The organism is Microbacterium neimengense (assembly GCF_054782995.1).
Genome location: NZ_BAAGRK010000003.1, coordinates 1,359,626 through 1,383,961, shown reverse-complemented (window position 1 = coordinate 1,383,961; position 24,336 = coordinate 1,359,626). Strand labels below are relative to the sequence as shown.

Sequence of the window (24,336 nt, the reverse complement as noted above, 5' to 3'; positions counted from 1 at the left end):
CGACTCCGCCGCTCGCCCTCGGGGCACCCCGCCCCTGGCGCCCTGCGGATACACGACGGGTCTATGATCAGACGTCCGATAGTTGCGGATAGTCAACTTTTTCCGCCTCATCCCACCGGAGGCTCCATGTCCGAGACTGCGCGCACCGACCAGCCCGTGATGACGCACCGCGCCATCCTGCTGGTGATCTTCGGCCTCATGGCCGGCATGTTCCTCTCCGCCCTCGACCAGACGATCGTCGGCACGGCGATCCGCACGATCGGCGACGACCTGCACGGGCTGAGCCTGCAGGCATGGGTGACGACGGCCTACCTGATCGTCTCGACGATCGCCACACCCATCTACGGCAAGCTCTCCGACATCTTCGGCCGCCGACCGCTGTTCCTCTTCGCGATCATCGTGTTCATCGTCGGCTCCGTGCTCGCGAGCTTCTCGACCGACATGGTGCAGCTCGCCGCCTTCCGCGCGGTACAGGGCCTCGGCGCCGGCGGTCTCATGTCGATGCCCCTGGCGATCATGGGCGACATCCTCGCGCCCCGCGAGCGGGCCAAGTACCAGGGTTACTTCCTGGCCGTCTTCGGCATCTCGAGCGTCATCGGCCCCCTCGTCGGCGGGCTCTTCTCCGGCGCGAACCAGATCCTGTGGATCGCCGGATGGCGCTGGGTGTTCCTCATCAATGTGCCCATCGGCATCATCGCCCTGTTCATCGTCGTGCGCTTCCTGCACATTCCGCACCACCCGCGCGAATCCGTGCGCATCGACTGGTGGGGTGCGGCACTCGTCGTGGTCACCCTCGTCCCGCTGCTGTTGGTGGCCGAACAGGGCCGCGAGTGGGGCTGGGACTCCCCCATCGCGATCGCCTGCTACGTCGTGGGCGCTCTGGGTGCGGTGGCGTTCGTGTTCGTCGAGCGCGCCATGAAGACGGATGCGCTCATCCCGCTGACGCTCTTCCACTCGTCGACGTTCTCGATGGCGACCGTCATCGGCGTGCTCGTGGGCTTCGGCATGTTCGGTGCGATGCTGACGCTGCCGCTGTATCTGCAGCTCGTGCTGGGCGCCACGCCCACCGAGAGCGGCTTCCAGATGCTGCCGATGATCCTCGGACTCATGATCGCCTCGATCGCGAGCGGTCAGATCATCGCGCGCACCGGTCGGTACCGCATGTTCCCGATCCTCGGCACGCTGTTCCTGTCGGGCGGATACGTGCTGCTGACCTTCCTCCGCGTCGACAGCTCGTACTGGTTCCTCGCCGGCGCCATGCTGCTGCTCGGCCTCGGCCTCGGCCAGCTCATGCAGACGTTGACGATCGCCAGCCAGAACTCCGTCGGGCTGCGCGACATGGGTGTGGCCACGAGCGCGTCGACCTTCTTCCGTCAGATCGGCGGAACCCTCGGCACCGCCGTGCTCCTCTCGCTCCTGTTCACGCTGGTGCCTGCGAACATCCAGAACTCGTTCGCCGACGAAGGGACCGTCACGAACGCGCTGGAGGCGGCGCTCGATCCCGCCGTCACTCAGGCGCCCGAGAACGCGGCGATCATGAAGACGATCTACGACCCGATTGTCGCGAACCTGCAGCAGGCGGCGAGTGCCGCATCCGTCGATCTGTCGAACGAGGCCGCCCGCGAGGCGTTCGTCGCACAGGCCGTGCCGCAGGTGCAGGAGGCTCTCGCCACGAAGAACGACGACCAGAGCTTCGACGGCTCGGTCATGAACGACACCTCATTCCTCAACGGCGCAGACCCCCGCCTGACGGCGCCGATCCTCGTCGGGTTCAACGACTCGGCGACGGTGGTCTACCGCGTGGCGCTGGGTGTCGTGCTGCTCGCCTTCGTGCTGACGCTGTTCTTCCGCACACCGCCGCTGCGGGCGAAGTCCGCGCTGCAGGAGGCGGCGGATGAGGCGGCCGCCGCATCCGAAGCCCACGATCCGGCCGTGCTCGCGCAGGCCGCGGCGGCGGATGCGGGTGCGCTGGTCGCGCCCGACACCGGCCCCGTGCCCACCGCGGACCGACCGCTCACCAGACGCGACGTCCGCGACTGAGTTCCGTCGGCCCCGCTCTCACCGGCGGGACCGACGACGGCGCCCCGCCCGGCATATCCCACTTGCCGCCACTTACCGCACGGCATGTCCCACTTACCGCAGGAATCGGGGCTGATTTCTGCGGCAAGTGGGACATGGATGCGGGAGCCGGCCGGCGCAACGACAGGGCGGCCGGCCCGGGCGATGCTCAGATGACGGCTTCGCTCCAGGCGTCGGGGTTGCCGAAACGGTGCGCGGTGATCGCGATGGCCTGCTCGTGCAGGAACGGCAGCAGCTCGAGCCGCCCGGCCGTGGTGACCGGATTCGCGTAGACGGCGAGATCCGGGTCTCCCGCGATCGCCTCGGCGAGGGCGCGGTGCAGGATCTCGGTCTCGGATGCGGGTCCCACCAGGCGTGCCCGCGCGACGCGCGGCTTGACGCTGATACCGGCGGCATCCGCCTCGGCGCGGGTCAGGCGTTCGATCCATTGCGCGTCCGTCTCGACGTGCACCGTGAGGCCCGCCTCGCCCAGCGCGCGGCGCACGGCAGGCGGAAGCCCCGTCGCCGTGCTGAGGGATGCGGCGGAGCCCGCGCGCAGGGCGGCGAGAGCGACGCGCAGCACCTCCTGCACCTCCGCGCCCGCGGTCGCCCGCACGGCCGCATCGACCGAGCGGTACCGGAACAGGTTCCGCTCGACGCCGAGGCCCGTCACATCCTTGATGCGGCCGAACTCCCGATCCCACTCCACGGCATCCGACAGCGCGGCACGGCGCAGCCATTCGAACCGTTCGTAGTCCAGCGACGGCTGGGCGGCTTCGATGATGGCGGTCATGCGCGAGTCGAGCCCGCGCAGGTGCAACGTCGTCGATCCGCCGGCGGCGGTGGGTCGCCAGCTGCCGAGGCCGATCAGGTAGTTCGGACCGCCGGCCTTCGTGCCCGCGCCCACCGATGACCGCTTCCAGCCGCCGAACGGCTGGCGCTGCACGATCGCGCCCGTGATGCCCCGGTTCACGTACAGGTTGCCGGCTTCGACGCGGTCGAGCCACAGCGCGAGGTCATCGGGGTTCTGGGTGTGCAGGCCCGCCGTCAGGCCGTAGGCGACGGCGTTCTGCAACTCGATGGCCTCGGCCAACGACGACGCGTGCATGATGCCCAGAACCGGCCCGAAGAACTCCTCGAGGTGGAAGCGCGACCCCGGCGCGACCCCGGTGCGGATGCCGGGACGCCACAGCCGACCCGCCAGCTCCGGCGCTTGGTCGATCCGCTCGGGCTCCACGAGCCACTTCTCACCGTCGTCGAGCGTGGTCAGCGCCCACGCCAGCTTGCCCTGCGGCGGCTCGATCACCGGGCCGATCTCGGCGGCGGCGTCGGCGGGCGACGCGACCGCGAGGGAGCGCGTGGCATCGACGAGCTGGCGCGCGAAGCGGGTCGAGCGTCCCACCGATCCGACGAGGATCGCGAGGGATGCGGCGGAGCATTTTTGTCCGGCGTGCCCGAACGCGCTCTTGACGAGGTCGGATGCGGCGAGGTCGAGATCGGCCGACGGCATGACGATGATGGCGTTCTTGCCACTCGTCTCGGCCAGCAGCGGAAGGTCGGGCCGCCAGGAGCGGAACAACTGCGCGGTCTCCCAGGACCCGGTGAGGATCACACGGTCCACCGCGGGGTGGGCGATGAGCTGCTCCCCCAGTTCGCCCTCGTCGATGTCAACGAGAGCGAGCAGGTCGCGGGGGATGCCCGCATCCCACAGCGCTTCGGCGACGACGGCCGCCGAGCGGCGCGCCTGCGGGGCGGGCTTGAACACCACTCCGGATCCGGCCGCGAGGGCCGCGAGCACACCTCCCGCGGGGATCGCGAGAGGGAAGTTCCACGGCGGCGCGACGACCGTCAGGCGGGCCGGGACGAAGACGGCGCCGGCGACCCGATCCAACTCGCGCGCGGTCGCCGCGTAGTAGTTGGCGAAGTCCACCGCCTCGCTCACCTCGACATCCGCCTCGGCGAGCACCTTGCCGGTCTCGGATGCGGCGACTTCGATGAGCAGGTCGCGGCGCGCCTCGAGCGAGCGCGCCGCCGCCTGCAGCACCACGGCACGGTCGGCTGCCGGCAGCGTCCCCCAGCCGGCGGCCGCGTCACGCACTCGCGCGATCGTGCGCTCGAGCGTGTCGGTGTCGCCGACGCGGGCGCCGCCGATGGTCGCGTCGCCGGCGGTCGAGGTCTCGATCCGCTCGATGATGCGCTGCGCCCACTCGCGGTTCGCCGGAAGCGCCGGATCGGTGTCGGCCGCGGGGCGGAAACCGGGCGCGCCGTGCACGCCGGCGTTCGATTCGCGCGGGGAGAAGACCGCCGTCTCGACGAACTCCGCTCCGCCGAACAGGACGGAGTGCGCGTCGGGTTCGGTGCGGTCGGCGGCGATGCCGAGGACTGCCTGGGTGAGGCCGGCGACCTCCTGCGTGGGTGCCGGGTCGCGCAGGATGGCGGGCTCGGCCGCATCCGGCGCGCTCTGCAGGCGGTTCTGCCCGCGACGGGGCCCGGTGCGCAGCGCCGCATCCGTCGACCGCTCGATCGAGGCGAGGAAGCGGTCGCGCTCCCGCGCGAACAGCTCCGGATCGGTGTCGAGATCGAACGCGGCGGAGAGGAAGTTCTCGCTGGAGGCGTTCTCCTCGAGTCGGCGGACGAGGTAGCTGATCGCCACGTCGAACTCGTCGGGACGCACGACCGGCACGTACAGGAGCACGGCGCCCACCTCGCGCGAGACCGCGGCGACCTGACCGGCGGCCATACCCAGGAGCATCTCGAACTCGATGCGCTCGCGCACGCCCCGCTCTCCGGCGAGGAGCCACGCGTAGGCGACGTCGAAGAGGTTGTGACCGGCGACACCCACGCGCACCGCGGCGGCGTGATCGGCATCGAGCGCCCAGTCGAGGCACCGCAGATAGTTCGCGTCGGTGTCGAGCTTCGTGTCGTAGGGCGCCTGCGGCCAGCCGTGCATGATCGCATCGACGCGCTCCATCGCAAGGTTCGCGCCCTTGACCAGACGCACCTTGATGCCGGAGCCGCCGCCCGCGACGCGCTGCCGGGCCCACGCGGTCAGCTCCCGCAGAGCCGGGAGCGCGTCAGGCAGGTACGCCTGCAGCACGATGCCCGCCTCGAGAGCTGAGAGTCGCTCGTCCTCGAGGATGCGGGTGAACACCGCGATCGTGAGGTCGAGGTCGCGGTACTCCTCCATGTCGAGGTTGATGAAGGTGCCGTCGGCGGCGGCGCTCAGATACAGCGGCAGCAGACGCTCGACGACGCGCTCGATGACCTCGGCGAAGGCCCAGAGCGAGATGTGCCCGGCGATGGCCGAGACCTTGACCGAGACGTAGTCGACGTCGGGTCGGCGGATGAGCTCGTGGATGCCGTCGAGCCTGCGCCGTGCCTCGTTCTCGCCGAGTACGGCCTCGCCCAGCAGGTTGAGGTTCAGCTTCGCGCCGCCTTCGCGCAGCTTGCCGATCGCCGCACCGAGCTTCTCGGGGCGCGCATCGACGATGAGGTGGCCGACCATGTCGCGAAGGGCGCGGCGGGCGATCGGTACCACCGGCGTCGGCACCGCGGGGGCGACCGCCCCGCCGACCCTCACCGCGGAGCGCAGGTACCAGGGCAGGAAGTCGGGCACGAGCGGAGCGATGCGGCTGAGGTTCGCCGCCGCGGCGGAGAGGCTCTCGGGACGCATGACGCCGTCGACGAACCCGATCGTGAACGGGAGTCCGTTGGGGTCGCGCAGCACTCCCGCGAGGCGTTCCGCGGCGGGGTCGGCATGGGCGTCTGCTGCTTCGGTGACCCAACGGCGCGCGAGGGTGACCGCGTCGTCGGCGAGGGATGCGGGACGCGGCGCTCGTGGCGCCCCCGCCTCGGTGCTGGAGGACATGCGCTCAGCCTACGTCGGGGCCCTGCGGCCCCACGGGCGTGACACGAGCCCGCCGGCGGCGCCGGATCAGCGCCAGATGCTGGGGGCGGGGCGACGCGTCGAGGGGAGTGCCACATCCTCGGCCCAGCGCAGCATCCACTCCTCGGGAGCAGGCACGGTGGCGGGATCCTGCCCGAGCGCCTCGAACAGCTCCGCGAGACCGACCGTGCCGCCCGAGCGGCGCACGAACCGTCCGCGCGCGATGAGCTGTGCGTAGATCTCGCCGTCGACGACAGCGCGGTGCTCGAGGTAGACGGCGCGGTCGTCGGCGGCGATGACGCGTGACTCCACGTCGAAGCGCTGCCACAGGTGCAGCGACTTGCGATAGCTGATGGTCGCATTGGCGACGACCGGGTACCAGCCGCGCTCGCGCATGAGGTCCCAGAGCCCGGTGCGCATGAGCAGGTCGAAGCGTCCGAGGTCGAACAGCGACAGGTACCGCCCGTTGTTCATGTGCCCCACGACGTCGAGGTCGGTGGGAAGCGTCGTCAGCCGGATACGGCCGACGCCGAGCGAGTCCATCGCACCTTCGCGACGGTAACGGCGGCGGGAGGAGGCGAGCAGAAGCAGGGTGCGCCAGATCACGTTCACGACGACAGATCGTAGGAGAAGGCAGACGGCGGCGGGATTCGATTGTGCGATCCCGACAGCGGCGGCGGCCGCATCCGGCTCGTCGCTGGTGGCCCGCAATGACCCGGCGCAGTCGATTTCCGCCGTTCGAGCCGCCCGCGTAGAGTCTGGCCATGGAAGCCGACCTCACCACCGATGTGATCGTCCGCCCGGTACGCGATGTGGACGCCGAAGCCCTCGGTCGCGTGCACGCCACGTGCTGGCACGAGACCTACGACCACCTGATCAGCAAGGCCGCACTGGAGCGCGTCTCGCCCCGGAGGCTCGCCGAGCTCTGGACCCACTGGGCCGAGCAGGGCCCCGACTACCGCATGTCCGCCGCGCTCGTGGAGGGCGAGATCGTGGGCTTCGTGGGCTCGGGCCCCGCGCGCGACGAAGACGCACCGCGCGAGCGCGAGCTGTACTTCATCTACCTGCTGGATGCGTGGCACGGGACCGGCATCGGCCAGAAGCTCTTCGACGCCGCGGTCGAGGAGGGCGAAGGGCTGTATCTCTGGGTCGCCGAGGACAACCCCCGCGCCCACCGCTTCTACACGCGCAACGGTTTCGCCCTCGACGGCGCGACACACACGGAGCCGTTCCTCGGCGAGACGCTGACCGAGGTCCGCTTCACCCGCTGACTCGGGGCCCGCATCCGCCGCCCCGCTTTTTTCGCGAGACTGCATCTTCGTCACGAGATCACGGTATTCACCCGTGATCTCGTGGCAAGGATGCAGTCTCGCGGCCGTTTGACCGGAGACGCGGATCAGCGGGAGCTGACCGTGCCGAAGAGCCGCGCGATGGGTGCGAGCACGAGAGGACGCGCGGCGATCCATCCGCCCGTCATCACGAGCACGGATGCGGCGAAGATCCAGAACCCGGCCCAGTTGTCCGCGTAGGCGGTGGGATCCGTCGACCCCTGCGCGGCGTACATGTGGTTGAGGTTGCGCAGCGCACCGGTCGCGAAGACGAGAGCGACGTGCACGATGATGAACGCGACGAAGAAGAGCATCACCGGGAAGTGCACCTTGCGCGCCCACTCGATCGGATAGGCGCGGTTCAGGGCCTCCGCCTTGCGCGGCCACAGTCCGCTCATCCGTACCCCCGTCAGGATCGCGAGCGGCGCGGCGACGAACACCGTGGTGAAGTAGGCGAGCTGCTGGAGGCTGTTGTAGTTCACCCAGCCGTTCTCGGTCGGCCAGTCCAACGACGCGTACTGCAGCATCGCCGACAGAGCGTTGGGCAGCACTTCCCAACTGGTCGGCACGATCCGCATCCACTGCCCCGTCACGAACAGGAGCACGAGGAACACGAGCCCGTTCACGAGCCACAGCAGGTCGAGCGACTGGTGGAACCAGATCGTCAGGCTCGTCTTGCGCTTGCTGTTCCATCGCGGCGTCCAGAACGCTGACGGTCGCTTCTCGCGCCGCACCTGCAGACCCGACCGGATGATCAGCAGCATGAAGAACGCATTGAGGAAGTGCTGCCACCCCAGCCATGCGGGAAGCCCCACGGGGGCGCTCTCGGGCAGGTGGTACTCGCCCGGGTAGGTCGCGAGGAAGTCGCGCAGCGGGTCTAGCGAGACGAGCCACCGCGTCGCGAACACGATCATCGCGAGCGCGAACAACACCCCCGCGCCGGCGACGATGGAGGCGCCCAGCCATTGCAATGCGGTGAACGGACCGTAGCGGCGGGGCTGTGGCCTCGGTGCCGGGCGCTCGAACGCGGCGCGTCCGGGGAAGACGGTCGGCGTGAACGGCAGCGGCTCCCGCATCCGTTCGACGTCCATACTCCCCTGTTCGAGGGACTCCGGATGCGGCTCCGCGCCCGATTCCGGCGCAGGTCGCGTCTCTTGAACACTCGCCATGGGCGTGACCGACACGGGCGCCGCTCCGGCGGGCGCCGCTCCGGCGGGCGTCACGGATGCGGGCGTCACGGGTGCGGCGGGTGCGGTGTCCGCGGCGGCGGCGGACTCCGTGGCGGATGCGGGTGCCGCGGCGGCGGCCGCGTTGGTGGCGGCGGCCGCGTCCGTGGTGCGCGCCGGAGAGGCGGCCGGCCGCATCCTCCCCGCCGGAGGCCAAGGCTCGCCGCCCGCAACGCGAGGCAGTCCCCGCCGGACGTGCTTGGCCCCCCGTTCCCCTGCGGGAGGTCCGCCGGCCGCGCCGCCGGATCCGGATACCTGAACGGCGGCAGACGCGAGCACAACCGAGGCGGGGGGCCACGGATCACCCCCCGCTGTCCTCGGCAGCCCTCGGCGCATCGGTCGCTGAGCATGTTCGCCTGTCACAGATCGCGGGGGTACCCCGCGATCTGTGACAGGCGAAGGAAGAGGCGACGTGGGGACGCCGCGAGCATCGGGGGCATCGGCGCCACCGGCGACGTCGCCACCACTCGCGACAGGGGAACCGTCGGCACCATCCGCGGTGGCGACAGCCGCGACGAAGGATGCGGGGGGCCACGGCTCCCCGCCGGCGACGCGCGGAAGTCCCCGGCGCACCCGACGCGGGCGATCCTCCACGCTCAGCCTCGCTTCGCCGCGAGGGCGTCGATGAGCTGCGGCACCACCTGGAACACGTCGCCCACGACACCGAAGTCCGCGATCTGGAAGATCGGCGCATCGGCGTCCTTGTTGACGGCGACGATGGTCTTCGCCGTCTGCATGCCCGCCCTGTGCTGGATGGCGCCCGAGATCCCGAGCGCGACGTACAGCTGCGGCGACACCGAGACGCCGGTCTGGCCGACCTGATGCTCGTAGGGGATGTAGCCCGCATCCACCGCCGCGCGAGAGGCGCCCACGGCGGCGCCGAGCGCATCGGCGAGCTGTTCCACGAGGGCGAACTTCTCCGCCGATCCGAGTCCGCGTCCGCCCGAGACGACCCGCGTCGCTCCTCGCAGCTCTGGCCGCGACGAGGACTTCTCCACCACCTCGGCCGACAGCACGGATGCGGTCGGCGCACCGGAGGCAGCCACGGCGAGCTCCGTCACGACCGACTCGACCGCCGCCGCACGGTCTTCCACTGCCCCCTGACGCACGGTCGCCACGAGCGGCCCGAACGTCGCCGCCGCGTCGACGGAGTACGCCCCGCCGTACACCGAGTGGTGCGCGATGATCCCCTCCTCGTCGCGATCGAGGCCGACCACGTCGACGGCCAGGGCCGCACCGATCCGCGCCGCCAGCCGACCCGCGACATCGCGCCCGTCAAGCGAGTGAGAGACGAGCACCGCTTCGGGGACGACCTGGGCCACGGCGGCGGCGAGTGCGTCGATCTCGGCGAGGCCGAGCCCCTCGCCGGAGGGCGCGACCAGCACGTGGCCCGCGCCCCACTGCCCGGCCGCTTTGGCGAGCGACGCATCGCCCACGACGAGCGCGACGGGTGTCCCCACGCGGGATGCGGCCCCGATGAGTGCGGCCCCGGATGCGGCAAGTCCCCCTGCTGCCGAGGCCTCGAGCAGCACCAGGACGGCGTCGTCGGCGAAGTCGGTCATCGTCGTCACCTCTCAGACCAGGCGGTTCTGGATCAGGAACTCGGCGAGGCGGTTGCCACCGTCGCCGTCGTCGACGATCACCTGCCCCGCTGCCCGCGCGGGGCGGGGGGCGATGGCGATCATGATCGAGCGTGCGGCCTCGGGATCATCGGCGTCGATCCCGAGGTCGGCGAGCGACATTGTCTCGATGGGCTTCTTCTTCGCTGCCATGACACCCTTGAAGCCCGCCATCCGCGCCTCGGGCATGGCCTCCGTGATCGAGATGACGGCGGGCAGTTCGGCACGGATGCGGCGCACGGCGCCGTCGCCGGGACGGTCACCCTCGACGGCGTCCTCGGCGAGCTCGACGCGGGCAAGGCCCGTCGCCGAGGCCACGTGGAGCCGCTCGGCGATCATGGCGGGGATCACGCCGCCCACGCCGTCGGTGGACTGGTTGCCCGCGATGACGAGGTCGAAACCGGTCCGCTCGATGGCGGCGGCGAGCACCTGGGCGGTGAGTCCGAGGTCGGCACCGCGGAGCGCTTCGTCGACGATCTGCACGGCGGAGCCCGCGCCGAGCGCGAGCGCCTTGCGCAGGGTGGGCGTCGCCTCTTCGGTGGCCATCATCATGGCCACGACCTCGGTGCCCGGATGCGCGTCGGCATAGGAGAGTGCGGCCTCGAGGGCGCGTTCCCCGATCTCGTCGATGACGCGATCGCTGGCGGCGCGGTCGGCGAGTCCGGTCTCGAGATCCAGGACGCGGTCACCGTAGGTGTCGGGGACTTCTTTGACCAGCACGACGATTCTCATGGGGCGGTGCTCCTTCGACAGGACGAGTCTAGACGACACTCGGTGTCAGCGATGGCGGAACTCAGGCGCACGCTTCTCGCGGAAGGCGGCCATCCCCTCCTTCTGATCTTCGAGCGCGAAGAGGGTGGCGAAGCTCTGCTTCTCGAACCGGAGACCCTCCGCCAGCGTCGTCTCCTGCGCGGCACGCAGGGCCTCCTTGGCGGCGTAGACGACCGGGAGTGACTTCGCGGCGACGGCTTGGGCGACCTCCATCGCCGCATCCCGTAGTTCGGCCGCGGGAACGACGCGCGAGACGAGTCCCGCACGCTCGGCCTCCTCGGCCCCCATGCGCCGGCCGGTCAGCACGAGCTCGGCGGCCTTGTACGCCCCGACGGCACGGGTGAGCCGCTGCGTTCCGCCCAGGCCCGGGATCACTCCGAGCGCGATCTCGGGCTGACCGAACTGCGCGGTGTCGGCGGCGAGGATGATGTCGCAGATCATGGCGAGCTCGCACCCGCCACCGAGGGCGAAGCCGGCGACCGCCGCGATCAGCGGCGTCCGAGCCCGCGCCACGCCTTCGAGGGCCGCGAACGGGTTGTCCACGAGCATGTCCCGCGTCGACTTGTCGGCCATCTGCTTGATGTCGGCGCCCGCGGCGAACGCGCGCTCGCTCCCGGTGAGCACGATCGCCCCGACGCCCTCGTCGGCGTCGAATGCTGCGACCGCCGCCGCGAGCTCACCGACCAGGGTCGAGTTGAGGGCGTTGAGGGCGTCGGGACGGTTCAGGGTGATCCAACCGACGCGTCCGTGCTGCTCGACGAGGATCGTCTCGTAGGTGCTCATCTGCCCATCGTGGCATGAGCGCTCGCGGGTTCGGCAGGGTCGACCCCCGGGGAATTCTCCTCAGATCCGTTCGACGATCAGCGCGTTCGCCATCCCGCCGCCCTCGCACATGACCTGGAGCCCCAGGCGCCCACCGGTGTGCTCCAGGTGCGCGACGAGGGTTCCCAGCAGGCGAGTCCCGGACGAGCCGAGCGCGTGCCCGAGCGCGATCGCGCCGCCCCAGGGGTTCAGACGCGCGGGGTCGGCGCCGAGCTCGTCCAGCCAGGCGAGCGGCACCGAGGCGAACGCCTCGTTCACCTCGTACGCGTCGATGTCGTCGATCGTGAGCCCCGCACGATCCAGGATGCGGCGCGTCGCCGGGATCGGCGCGGTGAGCATCATGAGCGGATCGTCGCCCACGACGGCGAAGGAACGCAGGCGGGCACGGGGCCGCATACCGAGCTCCGCCGCGCGCTGGGCGCTCATGAGCAGCACAGCGGACGCGCCGTCGGTCAGCGGCGACGACGACCCGGCGGTGACGCGCCACTCCAGTTCGGGGAAGCGGGACGCTGCAGCATCGGTGCGGAACGCCGGCGGCAACCCCGCGAGCGCCGCCGCTGTCGTGGCCGCACGGACCGTCTCGTCGACCTCGACGAGCCCTGCGGGCGTCTCGACGGGCACCATCTGCGAGGCGAACAGCCCCTCCGCAGCGGCTGACGCGGCGCGGCGGTGGGACTCGGCGGCGTACGCGTCCAATGCCTCGCGCGACAGACCCCACTTCGCAGCGATCAGCTCGGCGGAGATGCCCTGCGACACGAGACCGTCGGGGTAGCGCTCACCGAGCAGCGGCGACACCGGGGATCCGGATGCGGCCGCCGACCCCAGCGGCACACGGCTCATCGACTCGACGCCGCCGGCGATGACGACGTCCGCCGCCCCCGCCATGATCGCCTGCGCCGCCGAGTGGACGGCCTGCTGGCCAGAGCCGCACTGACGATCGAAGGTCGCGGCGGGCACCGTCTCGGCGAACCCGGCCGCGAGCACGGCCTGGCGCGCGATGTTCGTCGACTGTTCCCCGACCTGGCTGACGCAGCCGAGCAGCACGTCGTCGACGAGCGCATCGTCGAGACCGCTGCGTTCGACGAGGGCGCGCAGCACGCCGGCCGCGAGATCCACGGGGTGCACCCCGCTCAGCGCACCCCCGGGTTTGCCGCGGCCCGAGGGCGTGCGCACCGCGTCGACCAGCACCGCCTCGCGCACGGTCTCAGCCTTTCTCTTCGGGCCGCTCGCTGACATGCTCTGCCGCGTCGTCGGGGACGTAGCCCGCGACGTGCCGTTCCTCGTGGCCGGTGTAGACCGACAGGGGGCGGATGAGGGCGTTGCGGCTGTACTGCTCCATGATGTGCGCCGTCCACCCCACCACGCGCGCTGCGACGAACAACGGGGTGAAGGTCACCGTGTCGAACCCGATGAGGTTGTAGGCGGGCCCCGACGGATAGTCGAGATTGGGATAGATGCCCTTGCGCGCCACGAACTCGCTCTCGAGCGCGTCGTAGAGGCGGGCAACATCCGGTCGGTCGTAGTGGGCGACGAGATCGTCGAGCGCCGCCTTCATGGTGGGCACGCGGGAGTCGCCCCGCTTGTAGACGCGGTGGCCGAAGCCCATGATCTTGCGCTTGTTCGCGAGTGCGTCGTCGAGCCAGGCGGAGACGTTCTCCGCCTCGCCGATCTCGTCGAAGATGTGCAGCACCGCCTCGTTCGCGCCGCCGTGCAGCGGACCCTTCAGCGCGCCGACCGCGCCGACGACCGCGGAGTGCAGATCGCTGAGCGTCGAGGCGATGACCCGCGCGGTGAAGGTGGACGCGTTGAACGAATGCTCGGCGTACAGGATCATCGATCGGTTGAAGGCGTCGACGACGACCGCATCCGCCTCTTCACCGAAAGTCATCCAGAGGAAGTTCGCCGCGTAGTCCAGATCGTCGCGGGGCGGGATCGGGAGCTGTCCGCGGCGACGGCGCTGACCGTAGGCGACGATCGCCGGGAGTGCGGCGAACAGCCGGAGGCTGCGCGCGAGGTTCTCCTCCGGGGTGCCGACCGCATCGAGCACCGACGCGACACCGGCGAGATCCGCGGCGCCGAGCACGCTCAGCGCGGTGCGCACCTCGTCCATCGGGTGCGCGTCGAGCGGCACGAGCTCGATCGCCGCCTGCACGGCCGCCATCAGCGGCCGGTGCTCCCGCTCGGCCCGTCGGAACTCCGCGAGCTGGTCGTCGCTCGGTAGCTCGCCGTGCCACAGCAGGTACGCGACCGCCTCAACCGGCTGCGTGGCGGCGAGCTCCTGCACGGGGTAGCCGCGGTACAGCAGCGAGTTCGTCTCGGGGTTGACCTTGGAGATGGCGGTCTCGTCCGCGACGACCCCCGCCAGTCCCTTCCGGATCTGCTCCTGCTCGGTCATGTCACTCCTTTGTGCTGGGCCGCGCGTCACGGACGCGTGTAGGTGAAGATGCTGTCGTCGAAGCTGTTGTACTGCTCGTAGTCGATCAGGTCGTAGAGCTCGGCGCGATGCTGCATCTCACCGACCTTGTCACGCAGATGCCCCTTGTCGACGAGCTCGTCCAGCGCGCGCTCGGCGGCGCCCATCGCGATGCGCAGCAGCGAGACCGGCCAGATCACGATGTTCACGCCCACGTCGCGCAGCTGATCGACCGAGAAGAGCTCGCTCTTGCCGAACTCGGTCATGTTGGCGAGGATCGGCACGTCGACGGCCTTGCGCATCGCCTCGAACTCGTCGAGGGTCGCCAGCGCCTCCGGGAAGATCGCGTCCGCTCCCGCATCCACGAGCGCCTTCGCGCGGTCGATCGCCGCATCCAGGCCCTCGATCGCGCGGATGTCGGTGCGCGCCATCACGAGGAAGTCGGGGTCCCGGCGCGCATCCACAGCGGCACGGATGCGGCGCAGCGCCGTCTGCTCGTCGACCACGGCCTTGCCGTCGAGGTGCCCGCAGCGCTTCGGGTTGATCTGGTCCTCGATGTGCGCCCCGGCGACTCCGGCGTCCTCGAGCATCTGGATGGTGCGGGCGACGTTCATGGGCTCGCCGAATCCGGTGTCGGCGTCGATGAGCGCCGGAAGCTCCGTCGTCCGGGCGATCTGCGCCCCGCGCCCGGCGACCTCGGTCAGGGTCGTCAGGCCGATGTCGGGAAGACCGAGATCGGCCGACAGCACCGCGCCGGAGATGTAGACGCCCTCGAAGCCCTTGCGTTCGATCAGGCGCGCGGACAGCGGGTTGAAGGCACCCGGCAGCCGCATCAGCTCGCCCGATGCGAGGCCGGCGCGGAACGCGCGGCGCTTGTCGGATGCGGAGGCGCTCGACCCGAGCATCAGAACAGCCCCTTCGGCGCCGGCTGCGAGAGCAGCAGCCCCGGCTTCGCGACGATCGAGAGCTGGCGCACCTCGTCGGCGGTCAGCTCCGGCAGGCGCTGCACGAGCTCGAGGAACCGCTCGATCTCCGCCTCCTCCAGCACGGGCTCCGCCAGCAGCCGGAACTTGCGGACGTAGTCCTCGCGCGCGAAGGGGCGGGCGCCGAGCGGATGCGCGTCGGCGACCGCGATCTCGTCTTCGATGACCGATCCGTCGGCGAGCGTGATGACCACGCGCCCGCCGAACGCCTTCTCGTTCGGGTCCTCGGAGTGGTAGCGGCGGGTCCACTCGCCGTCCTCAGCGGTGGTGACCTTGTGCCACAGCTCGACGGTGTCCGCACGCGCGGCGCGCCCGGGCGCGTAGGAGTCGACGTGGTGCCAGGTGCCGTCCTGCAGCGCGACCGCGAAGATGTACGGGATCGAGTGGTCCAGCGTCTCGCGAGAAGCCGTCGGGTCGTACTTCTGCGGGTCGTTCGCTCCGGAGCCGATCACGTAGTGCGTGTGGTGGCTGGTGTGCAGCACGATCGAGGCCACATTCGCGGGGTCGCGAAGCTCGGGCCGTTCCGTGCCGAGCTTGCGCGCCAGGTCGATCCACGCCTGCGCCTGATACTCGGCCGAGTGCTCCTTCGTGTACGAGTCCAGGATCGCCCGCTTGGGCTCGCCCGCGGCCGGCAACGGCACGTCGTAAGAGGCATCCTTGCCGTCGAGCAGCCACGCGACGACGCCGTCCTCGCCCTCGTAGATGGGCGACGGGGAGGTCTCGCCGCGCATCGCGCGGTCGACGGCCTCGACCGCCATCTTGCCGGCGAACGCGGGGGCGTGGGCTTTCCAGGTGGAGATCTCGCCCTTGCGGGACTGACGGGTCGCGGTGGTCGTGTGCAGCGCCTGCGCGACGGCCTGGGAGATCGTCTCGGTGTCCAGGCCCAGCAGCGTGCCGATACCGGCCGCCGCCGAGGGGCCGAGGTGTGCGACGTGGTCGATCTTGTGCTTGTGCAGGCTGATCGCGCGCACGAGGTCGATCTGGATCTCGTACCCGGTCGCGATGCCCCGCACGAGCGCCTCCCCGTCGGCGCCCACGTGCTGCGCGACGGCGAGGATCGGCGGGATGTTGTCGCCGGGGTGCGAGTAGTCCGCGGCGAGGAAGGTGTCGTGATAGTCGAGCTCGCGCACGGCGACCCCGTTGGCCCACGCTGCCCACTCGGGCGAGGTGCGGCGCTCGAGCGCGCATCCGAACACCGTCGCACCGGCGCCGCCGACCGAGACGGCATGATCCAGCGCCTGCTGACGTGCGGCGACGACGGGTCGGCGGGTAAGGGATGCGGCGGCGACCGCCGCGTTGTCGATGAGGCGGTTGACGATCATGTCGACGACATCCGGCTCCACCGCTACGGGGTCGGTGGCGACCTCGGCGATGTGCCAGGCCAGCTGGCCTTCGCGGGCGAGCTTCTCCTCGCTCGTGTGGACACGGAGGTGGTGCGTGATCATGCTGCTCCCGGGGTGGATCGTGCGACGCGGGGGGCGTCGGATGCGTCGGCGAGCGACGCGAGGATGGCGGTCAGGGCGTGGTGCAGGTGCACGTGGGTGGCGTGGGCTGCGAGTTCGGCGTCGCCGTCGGCGATCGCGCGCGCGATGAGGCGATGCTCGGCGGCGGAGGCGGCGAGGCGTGCGGGGTTGTCGCGCGCGAGGCGGCGCACCCGCACGAGGTGGGTGCGCACGGTCCGCAGCGCGGCGATGAGATAGTCGTTGCCGACGGCGGCGTCCAGCGCCTGATCGAACTCTGCGATCGTGGCGTAGTAGGCGTCCGCATCCGCCTGGGGGTCCTCGGCCGACCAGCGTTCGGCGAGCGCGGCGAAGGGCTCGCCCGGAGCTCCGTCGGCGACGCGTTCCGCCGCGATGCGGGCCGCGGACTCCTCGAGCGCGCGGCGCACGGCGAAGAGGGCGCGGATGTCGTCGGCGTCGATGTCGGTCACGACGGTGACCCGCGGCGAGGCCTGTGCGACGAGGCCGTCGGCGGCGAGCCGGCCGATGGCCTCTCGCAGCGGAGTACGGCTCACGCCGAGCCGGCGCGCCTGCTCCACCTCGGCGAGCACCGTTCCCGGCGCCAGCTCGCCGGACTGGATCTGCTCGAGAAGAGTGCGGTACGCACGGTCACTGGCCCGCATCCCGCCTCCTCTGGCACCGTCCGATGAACTCGCACAGTGTATGCACAATCAGCGCCTGGGCGCCACTCTTCGACACTCAGAGCTCTTTGGGTATACACAATGCGTCGTGAGCATTACCCGTCCAGGTGCGGGGCGAGGGCGTCGAGCACGGGACGCTGTGCGGCAACCAACAGGTCTCGTGCATCGTCCACCCGCACCCATTCGGCACGGTCGACCTCGGGGAACGATTCCATGCGCCCCGAGTGCGGCGGCCACTCCAGCGCGAACTCCCCGAACCGCATGCCGACGAGAGCGAAGCCGTCGGCGTCCAGCGCGAAGACGCGCAGGCGCTTGCCCGATGAGTAGCGGAACTCGCCGAGCTCCACCCGTTCGCCGGCGGGTGGAGTGAGCCCCAGCTCCTCGTGGAATTCCCGCTCGGCCGCGGCGAGCGCATCCTCGGATGCGGGGTCGTACTCCCCCTTCGGGATCGACCACGCCCCCGCCTGCTTGCGCTGCCAGAAGGGGCCACCCATGTGCGCGATCAGCACCTCGGCGGTGTCCGGTCGGAAGAGGAGGAGCCCCGCGCTGTACGCGGTCATCGCCGCATCCCGTCGCTTCTTCGCCGCACCCGTCCACGCTAGCCGGGTCTGAGACGGTGAGGGTCGCCCGAGCCCTATCGTCGTCGCTCGAAGGCGGCGCGAAGACTGCGCAGCAGCAGGAGCAGCCCGCCGAGTCCCACCACCGCGCCGAGGAACGGGAACAGCGGCACCTGCGCGGTCAGGTGCGGCCCCGCATCCGAGACACCGAGCAGCACCGCCGAGATGACGAGGGCGATGCCCACCAGCGTGGTCGTGAAGCGCGAGAACAGCTGCTCGACAAACCCTCGACCGGTCGCGTCGTCGAAGCTGCGCAGACGCACCGAGAAGGTGCCGTCCTCGAGCTGCTGACTGAGGGTCGAGATCGTGCGCGGCATTCGCCGCAGCTGCTCGCCGACGATCGCCGCCTGCGTCTGCGCCGCGAGTGCGAAGCTCCTCGGCGAGGTCAACGCGCGCGTGAAGGCGGGCGCCTGCGACAGCGCACGGCCCACCATGTCGTAGTCGTGACGAAGGCGCCGCAGCGACCCCTCCAACGAGGCCAGTGTGCGAAAGACCAGCAGGAGCGAGGGCGGCAGAGCGAGCCGATGATGCCGCATGACGTCCACGAGGGCGGCGAAGACGTTCTGGTCCACTCCCGCGTTATGCATGCGGGTCAGGATCACGCCGATGTCGTGCTGCAGCGCGACCTGGTCGAAGGTGTCTGTGTCGGGAGGGGTCACGAGCATGAGCACGATGTCGGTCGCGGCGACGTCGTCCTCGTTCGCGATCGCCACCAACAGCGGCAGCAGCAGGCGGCGCATGCTCTTCTCGAGCACTCCGACGGAGCCGAAGTCGATGAGGGTGACGGTCCCGTCGGCCGCGAGCATGAGGTTGCCCGGATGCAGGTCGGCGTGGAAGACGCCCCGCACCGCGATCTGCTCGAAGACGGCGTCGACGACTCCGTCAGCGATCCTCGTCGCCGCATCCGGGTCCAGCGTCGACGCATCGACGTGTCCGAAGGGGATGCCCTCGGCGCGCTCCTGCACGAGCATCTGCGCGGTCGTGTACTGGGCGTACACCTTCGGCACGGCGAGCGGGGTGAGCTTCGAGCGGGCTGCAGCCCCGCGCAGCATTTCACTGTTCGCCGCCTCGATGCGGTAGTCCAGCTCCTCCCGCAGCGACCTCGCGAACTCCGCGGCCAGCGCCGTCACGCCGTAGTCGCGCGCCCATGTCGTGTGGCGTTCCGCATCCGCCGCCAGACGCTCGACGATGTCGAGGTCGGTCGCGACCTGGGCGCGCGCGCTCGGGCGCTGGATCTTGATGACGACCTCCTGGCCGTCCTGCAGCGTCGCCGCGTGCACCTGCGCGACGGATGCGGCCGCCAACGGCGTCTCGTCGACGCGCGCGAAGACCTCCTCGAGGGGCCGGCCGAGCTGCGTCTCGATCGCGTGGCGTGCTTCGGCCCACGGGATCGGCACGGTCTCCATCTGCAGCGTCGACAGGGCGGTCGTGAACTCCGGCGGCAGCACGTCGTCGCGGGCGGAGAGCACCTGACCGATCTTGATGAACGTGACGCCCGCGTCGTTCAGCGCCGCAACGATCGCCGCCGGCAGTTCCTCGCGATCGGGCCGATGCCTGCCGCGATACACGCCGAGCCCGTGCCGAGAGGCGATCGCGATGATCTCGGCGTAGCGGCGCGCGCGGTCGCGGCGGCGGAACATCTCCCGCACCACGACGATCGGATTGCGCAGCGGCCTGGTCGGCCAGAGGAACTCCAGCGCGACGATCGCGATGACGTCGACCGCGAAAAGCCACCCGATGGTCAGCAGCAGGAACAGCGCGCCGATCGCGTCGTCGACCGTGAGGACGTCGCCGTCGACGACGTCCGCCTGCTGCAGGGCCCACAGCGCCAGCGGGGCGCCGGCGATGACCACGAGCACTCCGGTCACGAAGGGCCGGATCCACCCGATCGGCATCCCCAGAAGCCGGCGTGCGACCCAGGCAGCGACGCTCGCGAACACGAGGACGAACAGAATCACCCACACGATCTGCGGCATCGCACCCTCCCCTGTGCGACGACGCTATCGCGTCGGGGGCGCCACCGGGGGGCTATCGGCGGCGGATCAGTCGACCGGGGTCGCCGCGGCGACCGCCTGGTCCTCCTCGGTCGCCACCAGCTGCCCGCACGCCCCGTCGATCTCCTTGCCGCGGGTGTCGCGGAGCGTCGTCGGGATGCCGGCGTCGTTCAGCCGCCGCACGAACTCGTTCTGCACCGGGCGCTCGGACGAGGTCCAGACCGATCCGGGAGTGGGGTTCAGCGGAATCGGGTTGACGTGCACCCAGCCGCGACCGCGCGCATTGAGCTTCTCAGCCAGAAGATCCGCGCGCCACGCGTGATCGTTCATGTCCTTGATCAGCGCGTACTCGATCGACACGCGCCGGCCGGTCTTCTCGAAATAGCCGCGCGCGGCGTCCAGCACCTCGTCGACCTTCCACCGCGAGTTCACGGGGATGAGTTCGTCGCGCAGCTGATCGTCGGGCGCGTGGAGCGAAAGGGCGAAGGTCACCGGGATGTCCTCGTCGGCGAGCTTGCGGATGGCGGGGGCGAGCCCCACGGTGGAGACCGTGATGCCGCGGGCGCTCATGCCCAGACCGTGCTTCTTGTCGGTCATCACCCGCACCGCGTGCATGACGCGGGCGTAGTTCGCCAGCGGCTCCCCCATGCCCATGAACACGATGTTGGTGACGCGCTCGTCCGGGTGCTCGGCGGGTCCGAGGCCGCCGTCGCGGATCAGCCGGTTGGCGCGGACGATCTGTTCGACGATCTCCGCCGCGCTCATATTGCGGGTCAGGCCCGCCTGACCGGTCGCGCAGAAGGGGCAGTTCATGCCGCATCCGGCCTGCGACGAGACGCACAGCGTGATGCGGCCGGGATAACGCATGAGCACGGATTCGACGAGGGCGCCGTCGTGCAGCTTCCAGAGGAACTTGATCGTGTCGCCGCGGTCGGTCTCGAGCCGGCGCACTTCGGTCAGCAGCGGCGGCAGCAGGCCCGCGACGAGCTCCTCGCGACCGGATGCGGGAAGGTCGGTCATGAGCGCGGGATCGCTCGTATAGTGCGTGAAGTAGTGCTTCTCGAGCTGCGCCGCACGGAACTTCGGGAACCCGAGCTCGACGAGCTTCTCGGCGCGCTGCTCGTGCGTGAGGTCGGCGAGGTGCACCGGCGGCTTGCCGCGCTTGGGGCTGGCGAACTGGAGGAGCGGCCGGCCGCTCTCGTCCTTCTGCTGCGACCAGCCCTCGGTGCGGGGGCGCACCTGGCGCACGGCGGATGCGGCATCGCGCGGCACAGTCGTGCGGATGGGAGGCTGGTCGGTCATACCCTCCAGGCTACCGGTGCGCGGCTGCCAGGGCCCTGGGCGCGACAGCGCCGACAGACCGCGTCGAACGAGCACTCATTGCGCGAGTGAGTATCCGATGAGGTGCTCACTCGACGAACGGATGCTCGCTCGATGAACGGCGCGAGGCCGGGCCAGGAGTCCCCGACCCCATTAGGATGCACGCATGCCCTCACCCGAAGGGCGCGACGGCGCGCGCGAGAATCACGTCGTCGCGCACAAGGTCCTCAACAACAACGTGGTCATCTCGATCGACGAGCACGGCCGCGAGCGCGTGCTCATGGGTCGTGGGCTGGGATTCCAGCTGAAGCCCGAGGACCGGCTGGACCCGGCGAAGGTCGAGAAGACGTTCGTCCTCGACTCCGGCGCCGAGGGCGAGCGAGAGCGTCAGCTGCTCACGGATGTGCCCTATCCGGTCATCGAAGCGGTGACCGGCGCGGTCGACCTCGCGGAGCGCGAACTCGGCCATCACCTCGGTCGACGCCTCGTCATCCCGGTGATCGACCACATCCAGTACGTGCTCGAACGCCTCGACCAGGGCGTGCGCATCCCGGCGACCCACATGCCCGAGCTGCGGGTGCTGCATCCGCACGAGTTCCGCGCCGCCGAGCACATGGCCGCCCACATCGGCACGGCGCTCGAGCGCGAGCTTCCGCCCGAGGAGGCCGTCTTCCTCACGATGCACCTGCTCAACGCGACCCGCGACGAGCCCAATGGCACGGCGGCCCTGCTGTTCCGACGCGTGCAACACGTGGCGACCACGGTGGAGACGGGTCTCGGGGTCACCCTCGACGTCGAGAGCCCCGATTACGCGCGGTTCATCCTGCACGTGCAGTTCCTGCTGCAGCGGCTGGTGTCCAAGACCATGTTGCGATCGAGCGACACCTCGTTCTTCGAGTTCGCCAAGCACAGCTATCCGCGCTCCTACGCGATCGCCGAGCAGGTGAAGGCCTATGTGCGCGCGGCGACAGGCTCCGACCTCACCGACGAGGAGCTGCTGTACCTCATCGTGCACGTCGAGCGGCTGGCCGCGCAGGTCGGCGCCAAGGCCGACCCGAGCGACGGTGGCGGCGGCATCGAAGAGGTGCTACGGTAACTCGCGCAGGGCGGAGATGCCCTGCGACGCGACGGATTGTTACTGCGGCAGCAGGCAAAACCTGAACTCACATCGTCTTGATCGGCGGTGAACGAGTTCAGGTTTTTTTGTTGCCCGGAAACGGCCCGACCCGGCGCGTCACCCACGCGAGTGCCGCGCTGATGCGGCGGAAAGAGGGAGTCCGAGATGGACTACTCGAAGACAGCAGCAGGCGTCCTGAAGGGCGTCGGCGGCGAGGAGAACATCACCTCGCTGGTCCACTGCGCCACCCGACTGCGCTTCGTCCTCAAGGACGAGGGCAAGGCGGATGCGGCCTCGATCAAGGCCGTTCCCGGCGTCGTCACCGTCGCCCAGGCCGGCGGCCAGTACCAGGTCGTCATCGGCAACGAGGTGCCCGAGGTGTACGCGGAGATCGGCAAGATCTCCAAGTTCGGCGGATCGGGCGGGGCGTCGTCTCCGGCACAGGACGCTCCGAAGGGCAACCTGTTCAACCGCTTCATCGCGATGATCTCCGCGATCTTCACACCCGCGCTCTGGGCCCTCGCCGGCACCGGACTGCTGAAGGCCTTCCTGGCGGCGGCCGTCACGTTCGGTTGGATCGACACGACCACCTCGACCTACGTCGTGCTGAACGCCCTGTCGGACGCGTTCATCAACTTCCTGCCGCTCGCGCTCGCGATCACGGCCGCCCGGTACTTCAAGGCGTCCGAGTTCACCTCGCTCGCCATCGCCGGCGCGCTCCTGTACCCGAGCGTCACGGCGCTCGTCGGAGCGCCGGATCTCACCTTCTTCGGCATCCCGTTCACGATGGTCAACTACGTCTCGAGCGTCATCCCGATCATCATCGTGGTCTGGCTGCAGAGCCACGCGGAACGCTTCCTCTACGCGAAGCTCCCGGCCGCGGTCCGCCGGTTCGTGACCCCCATGATCGTCGTGCTCATCGCCGTGCCGCTCGTCTTCGTGGTCATCGGCCCGATCTCCGCGATCATCAGCGGCTGGGTCGGCTCGGGCATCGGCTGGGTCTTCGAGACCGTGCCGTGGCTGGGCGGTGCCGTCATGGGCGGCCTGTGGCAGGTGTTCGTGATCTTCGGTCTGCACTGGGGTCTCGTGCCGCTGTTCCAGCTCGAGCTCCAGACCACGGGGCAGATGTTGCTCATCGCTCCGGTCTTCGCCGCGGTGCTCGCCCAGGCGGCGGCGGTGGCCGGTGTGTGGGTGCGTGCACGCAACAGGAACCTCAAGTCCCTCGCCGCACCCGCCACACTCTCCGGCTTCCTCGCCGGCATCACGGAGCCGGCGATCTACGGCATCAACCTCCCGCTCAAGCGCCCGTTCGCCTTCGGCATCGCCGGCGGCGCGATCGGCGGCGCGATCATCTCCCTCGGAGGGGTCTTCTCCACGGCCTTCGTCGTCCCCTCGGGCCTGGCGCTGCCGGCGCTGTTCGGCAACGGCAACATGGTCTTCCTGGCCCTCGGCCTCGGCGCGGCCATCGTCGTGCCCTTCCTGCTCACGGTGATCGTGGGCTTCAAGGAGCCGGCCGAGGATGCCGTCGCCCCCGCCGAGAGCACCGATCTCGAGGTCTTCAGCCCGGTCGACGGCACCGTGGTGCCGCTGTCCGAGACGCCGGATGCCGCCTTCGCCGACGGCTCACTCGGCCAGGGCGTCGCCATCATCCCGCGCAGCGGCGCACTCTACGCCCCGTTCGATGCGACCGTGGTCGCCGCGTTCCCGACCGGCCACGCCATCGGCCTGCGTCACACAGACGGCGCTGAGCTGCTGATCCACGTCGGCATCGACACCGTCAAGCTCGCGGGTGAGCACTTCAGCCTCAAGGTCACCAGCGGACAGCAGGTGAGCAAGGGCGACCTGCTCGTCGAGTTCGACCTCGAGGCGATCGCCGCGGCCGGTTACGACCTGACGACCCCCGTCATCGTCACCAACGCCGATCTGTACCCGACCATCGGTTCGCCGGCATCCGGTCCGATCGCGCACGGCGAGCCGCTGTTCTTCGCCGTGGCCGTCGAGCAGGCCGTCGCAGCCAAGTGACACCCCGTGCGGGCGGGGCG

At 70.2% G+C, this 24,336-nt stretch carries 18 protein-coding genes; 4 read left to right on the top strand and 14 right to left on the bottom strand.

All coding sequences use genetic code 11. The features are described from left to right. Positions 1 to 126 precede the first annotated feature (126 nt). Positions 127 to 2,040, top strand: a complete 1,914-nt coding sequence (locus tag ACYVJS_RS09490) for an MDR family MFS transporter (RefSeq protein WP_460739698.1) — start codon at positions 127 to 129, stop codon at positions 2,038 to 2,040. Between the two features lie 187 nt (positions 2,041 to 2,227). On the opposite strand, the gene ACYVJS_RS09485 is transcribed toward ACYVJS_RS09490, so the two are convergent. Continuing rightward, positions 2,228 to 5,926, bottom strand: coding sequence for a bifunctional proline dehydrogenase/L-glutamate gamma-semialdehyde dehydrogenase (locus tag ACYVJS_RS09485; RefSeq protein ID WP_460739697.1), 3,699 nt, complete (start codon positions 5,924 to 5,926; stop codon positions 2,228 to 2,230). 66 nt (positions 5,927 to 5,992) lie between these two features. Further along, the gene (locus tag ACYVJS_RS09480) at positions 5,993 to 6,556 is read right to left on the bottom strand and encodes an acyl-CoA thioesterase (RefSeq protein ID WP_137418857.1); all 564 of its coding nucleotides are present in this window, start codon (positions 6,554 to 6,556) and stop codon (positions 5,993 to 5,995) included. A 152-nt stretch (positions 6,557 to 6,708) separates the two neighbouring features. On the opposite strand from ACYVJS_RS09480, the gene ACYVJS_RS09475 reads away from it, so the two are divergent. Beyond that, complete coding sequence (locus ACYVJS_RS09475) at positions 6,709 to 7,215, top strand: GNAT family N-acetyltransferase (RefSeq protein WP_243226628.1); 507 nt, start codon at positions 6,709 to 6,711, stop codon at positions 7,213 to 7,215. Positions 7,216 to 7,340: 125 nt separating this feature from the next. Here the strand turns inward: ACYVJS_RS09475 and ACYVJS_RS09470 are convergent, their stop codons facing one another. The 12 genes from ACYVJS_RS09470 to rlmN all read right to left on the bottom strand — a co-directional run bounded on the left by ACYVJS_RS09470 (position 7,341) and on the right by rlmN (position 21,159). Beyond that, positions 7,341 to 8,636: a cytochrome b/b6 domain-containing protein gene (locus ACYVJS_RS09470; protein ID WP_460739696.1), complete on the bottom strand. Its 1,296-nt coding sequence runs from the start codon at positions 8,634 to 8,636 to the stop codon at positions 7,341 to 7,343. 458 nt (positions 8,637 to 9,094) lie between these two features. Beyond that, positions 9,095 to 10,060, bottom strand: a complete 966-nt coding sequence (locus tag ACYVJS_RS09465; RefSeq protein ID WP_460739695.1) for an electron transfer flavoprotein subunit alpha/FixB family protein — start codon at positions 10,058 to 10,060, stop codon at positions 9,095 to 9,097. Positions 10,061 to 10,072: 12 nt separating this feature from the next. Continuing rightward, entirely contained in the window at positions 10,073 to 10,849 is a 777-nt protein-coding gene (locus tag ACYVJS_RS09460) for an electron transfer flavoprotein subunit beta/FixA family protein (protein ID WP_460739694.1), read from the bottom strand. A 45-nt stretch (positions 10,850 to 10,894) separates the two neighbouring features. After that, entirely contained in the window at positions 10,895 to 11,671 is a 777-nt protein-coding gene (locus ACYVJS_RS09455) for an enoyl-CoA hydratase-related protein (RefSeq protein WP_460739693.1), read from the bottom strand. A 60-nt stretch (positions 11,672 to 11,731) separates the two neighbouring features. Then, the gene (locus ACYVJS_RS09450) at positions 11,732 to 12,910 is read right to left on the bottom strand and encodes a thiolase family protein (RefSeq protein WP_460739692.1); all 1,179 of its coding nucleotides are present in this window, start codon (positions 12,908 to 12,910) and stop codon (positions 11,732 to 11,734) included. Positions 12,911 to 12,914: 4 nt separating this feature from the next. Beyond that, entirely contained in the window at positions 12,915 to 14,105 is a 1,191-nt protein-coding gene (locus ACYVJS_RS09445) for a bifunctional 2-methylcitrate synthase/citrate synthase (protein WP_460739691.1), read from the bottom strand. 26 nt (positions 14,106 to 14,131) lie between these two features. Further along, complete coding sequence (prpB, locus tag ACYVJS_RS09440; protein ID WP_460739690.1) at positions 14,132 to 15,028, bottom strand: methylisocitrate lyase; 897 nt, start codon at positions 15,026 to 15,028, stop codon at positions 14,132 to 14,134. After that, positions 15,028 to 16,551, bottom strand: a complete 1,524-nt coding sequence (locus ACYVJS_RS09435) for an MmgE/PrpD family protein (protein ID WP_460739689.1) — start codon at positions 16,549 to 16,551, stop codon at positions 15,028 to 15,030. The genes prpB and ACYVJS_RS09435 overlap by 1 nt, the downstream gene beginning before the upstream one ends. Next, entirely contained in the window at positions 16,548 to 17,228 is a 681-nt protein-coding gene (locus ACYVJS_RS09430; RefSeq protein WP_460739688.1) for a GntR family transcriptional regulator, read from the bottom strand. Before ACYVJS_RS09430 ends, ACYVJS_RS09435 begins: the two co-directional genes overlap by 4 nt. A 113-nt stretch (positions 17,229 to 17,341) precedes the next feature. Further along, positions 17,342 to 17,806 carry an NUDIX domain-containing protein gene (locus tag ACYVJS_RS09425; protein WP_460739687.1) on the bottom strand — a complete coding sequence of 155 codons (465 nt, stop codon included), beginning with the start codon at positions 17,804 to 17,806 and terminating at the stop codon, positions 17,342 to 17,344. Positions 17,807 to 17,880: 74 nt separating this feature from the next. Then, the gene (locus ACYVJS_RS09420) at positions 17,881 to 19,839 is read right to left on the bottom strand and encodes an ABC1 kinase family protein (RefSeq protein WP_460739686.1); all 1,959 of its coding nucleotides are present in this window, start codon (positions 19,837 to 19,839) and stop codon (positions 17,881 to 17,883) included. Positions 19,840 to 19,905: 66 nt separating this feature from the next. After that, positions 19,906 to 21,159 (bottom strand): dual-specificity RNA methyltransferase RlmN, encoded by a 1,254-nt coding sequence (gene rlmN / locus ACYVJS_RS09415; protein ID WP_460739685.1) that lies wholly within the window; start codon positions 21,157 to 21,159, stop codon positions 19,906 to 19,908. 184 nt (positions 21,160 to 21,343) lie between these two features. Between rlmN and ACYVJS_RS09410 the strand changes: the two genes are divergently transcribed. Further along, positions 21,344 to 22,273 carry a PRD domain-containing protein gene (locus ACYVJS_RS09410; RefSeq protein ID WP_460739684.1) on the top strand — a complete coding sequence of 310 codons (930 nt, stop codon included), beginning with the start codon at positions 21,344 to 21,346 and terminating at the stop codon, positions 22,271 to 22,273. 186 nt (positions 22,274 to 22,459) lie between these two features. Beyond that, a complete protein-coding gene (locus ACYVJS_RS09405) occupies positions 22,460 to 24,316 on the top strand; it encodes a beta-glucoside-specific PTS transporter subunit IIABC (RefSeq protein WP_460739683.1) in 1,857 nt (618 codons plus the stop codon). Positions 24,317 to 24,336 lie beyond the last annotated feature (20 nt).

Coding starts and splice junctions, on each gene's coding strand:
- ACYVJS_RS09490 (WP_460739698.1), top strand. CDS start 127: ATGTCCGAGACTGCGCGCACCGACCAGCCCGTGATGACGCACCGCGCC.
- ACYVJS_RS09485 (WP_460739697.1), bottom strand. CDS start 5,926: ATGTCCTCCAGCACCGAGGCGGGGGCGCCACGAGCGCCGCGTCCCGCA.
- ACYVJS_RS09475 (WP_243226628.1), top strand. CDS start 6,709: ATGGAAGCCGACCTCACCACCGATGTGATCGTCCGCCCGGTACGCGAT.
- ACYVJS_RS09470 (WP_460739696.1), bottom strand. CDS start 8,636: ATGCGGCCGGCCGCCTCTCCGGCGCGCACCACGGACGCGGCCGCCGCC.
- ACYVJS_RS09465 (WP_460739695.1), bottom strand. CDS start 10,060: ATGACCGACTTCGCCGACGACGCCGTCCTGGTGCTGCTCGAGGCCTCG.
- ACYVJS_RS09460 (WP_460739694.1), bottom strand. CDS start 10,849: ATGAGAATCGTCGTGCTGGTCAAAGAAGTCCCCGACACCTACGGTGAC.
- ACYVJS_RS09455 (WP_460739693.1), bottom strand. CDS start 11,671: ATGAGCACCTACGAGACGATCCTCGTCGAGCAGCACGGACGCGTCGGT.
- ACYVJS_RS09445 (WP_460739691.1), bottom strand. CDS start 14,105: ATGACCGAGCAGGAGCAGATCCGGAAGGGACTGGCGGGGGTCGTCGCG.
- prpB (WP_460739690.1), bottom strand. CDS start 15,028: ATGCTCGGGTCGAGCGCCTCCGCATCCGACAAGCGCCGCGCGTTCCGC.
- ACYVJS_RS09435 (WP_460739689.1), bottom strand. CDS start 16,551: ATGATCACGCACCACCTCCGTGTCCACACGAGCGAGGAGAAGCTCGCC.
- ACYVJS_RS09430 (WP_460739688.1), bottom strand. CDS start 17,228: ATGCGGGCCAGTGACCGTGCGTACCGCACTCTTCTCGAGCAGATCCAG.
- ACYVJS_RS09425 (WP_460739687.1), bottom strand. CDS start 17,806: ATGACCGCGTACAGCGCGGGGCTCCTCCTCTTCCGACCGGACACCGCC.
- ACYVJS_RS09420 (WP_460739686.1), bottom strand. CDS start 19,839: ATGCCGCAGATCGTGTGGGTGATTCTGTTCGTCCTCGTGTTCGCGAGC.
- rlmN (WP_460739685.1), bottom strand. CDS start 21,159: ATGACCGACCAGCCTCCCATCCGCACGACTGTGCCGCGCGATGCCGCA.
- ACYVJS_RS09410 (WP_460739684.1), top strand. CDS start 21,344: ATGCCCTCACCCGAAGGGCGCGACGGCGCGCGCGAGAATCACGTCGTC.
- ACYVJS_RS09405 (WP_460739683.1), top strand. CDS start 22,460: ATGGACTACTCGAAGACAGCAGCAGGCGTCCTGAAGGGCGTCGGCGGC.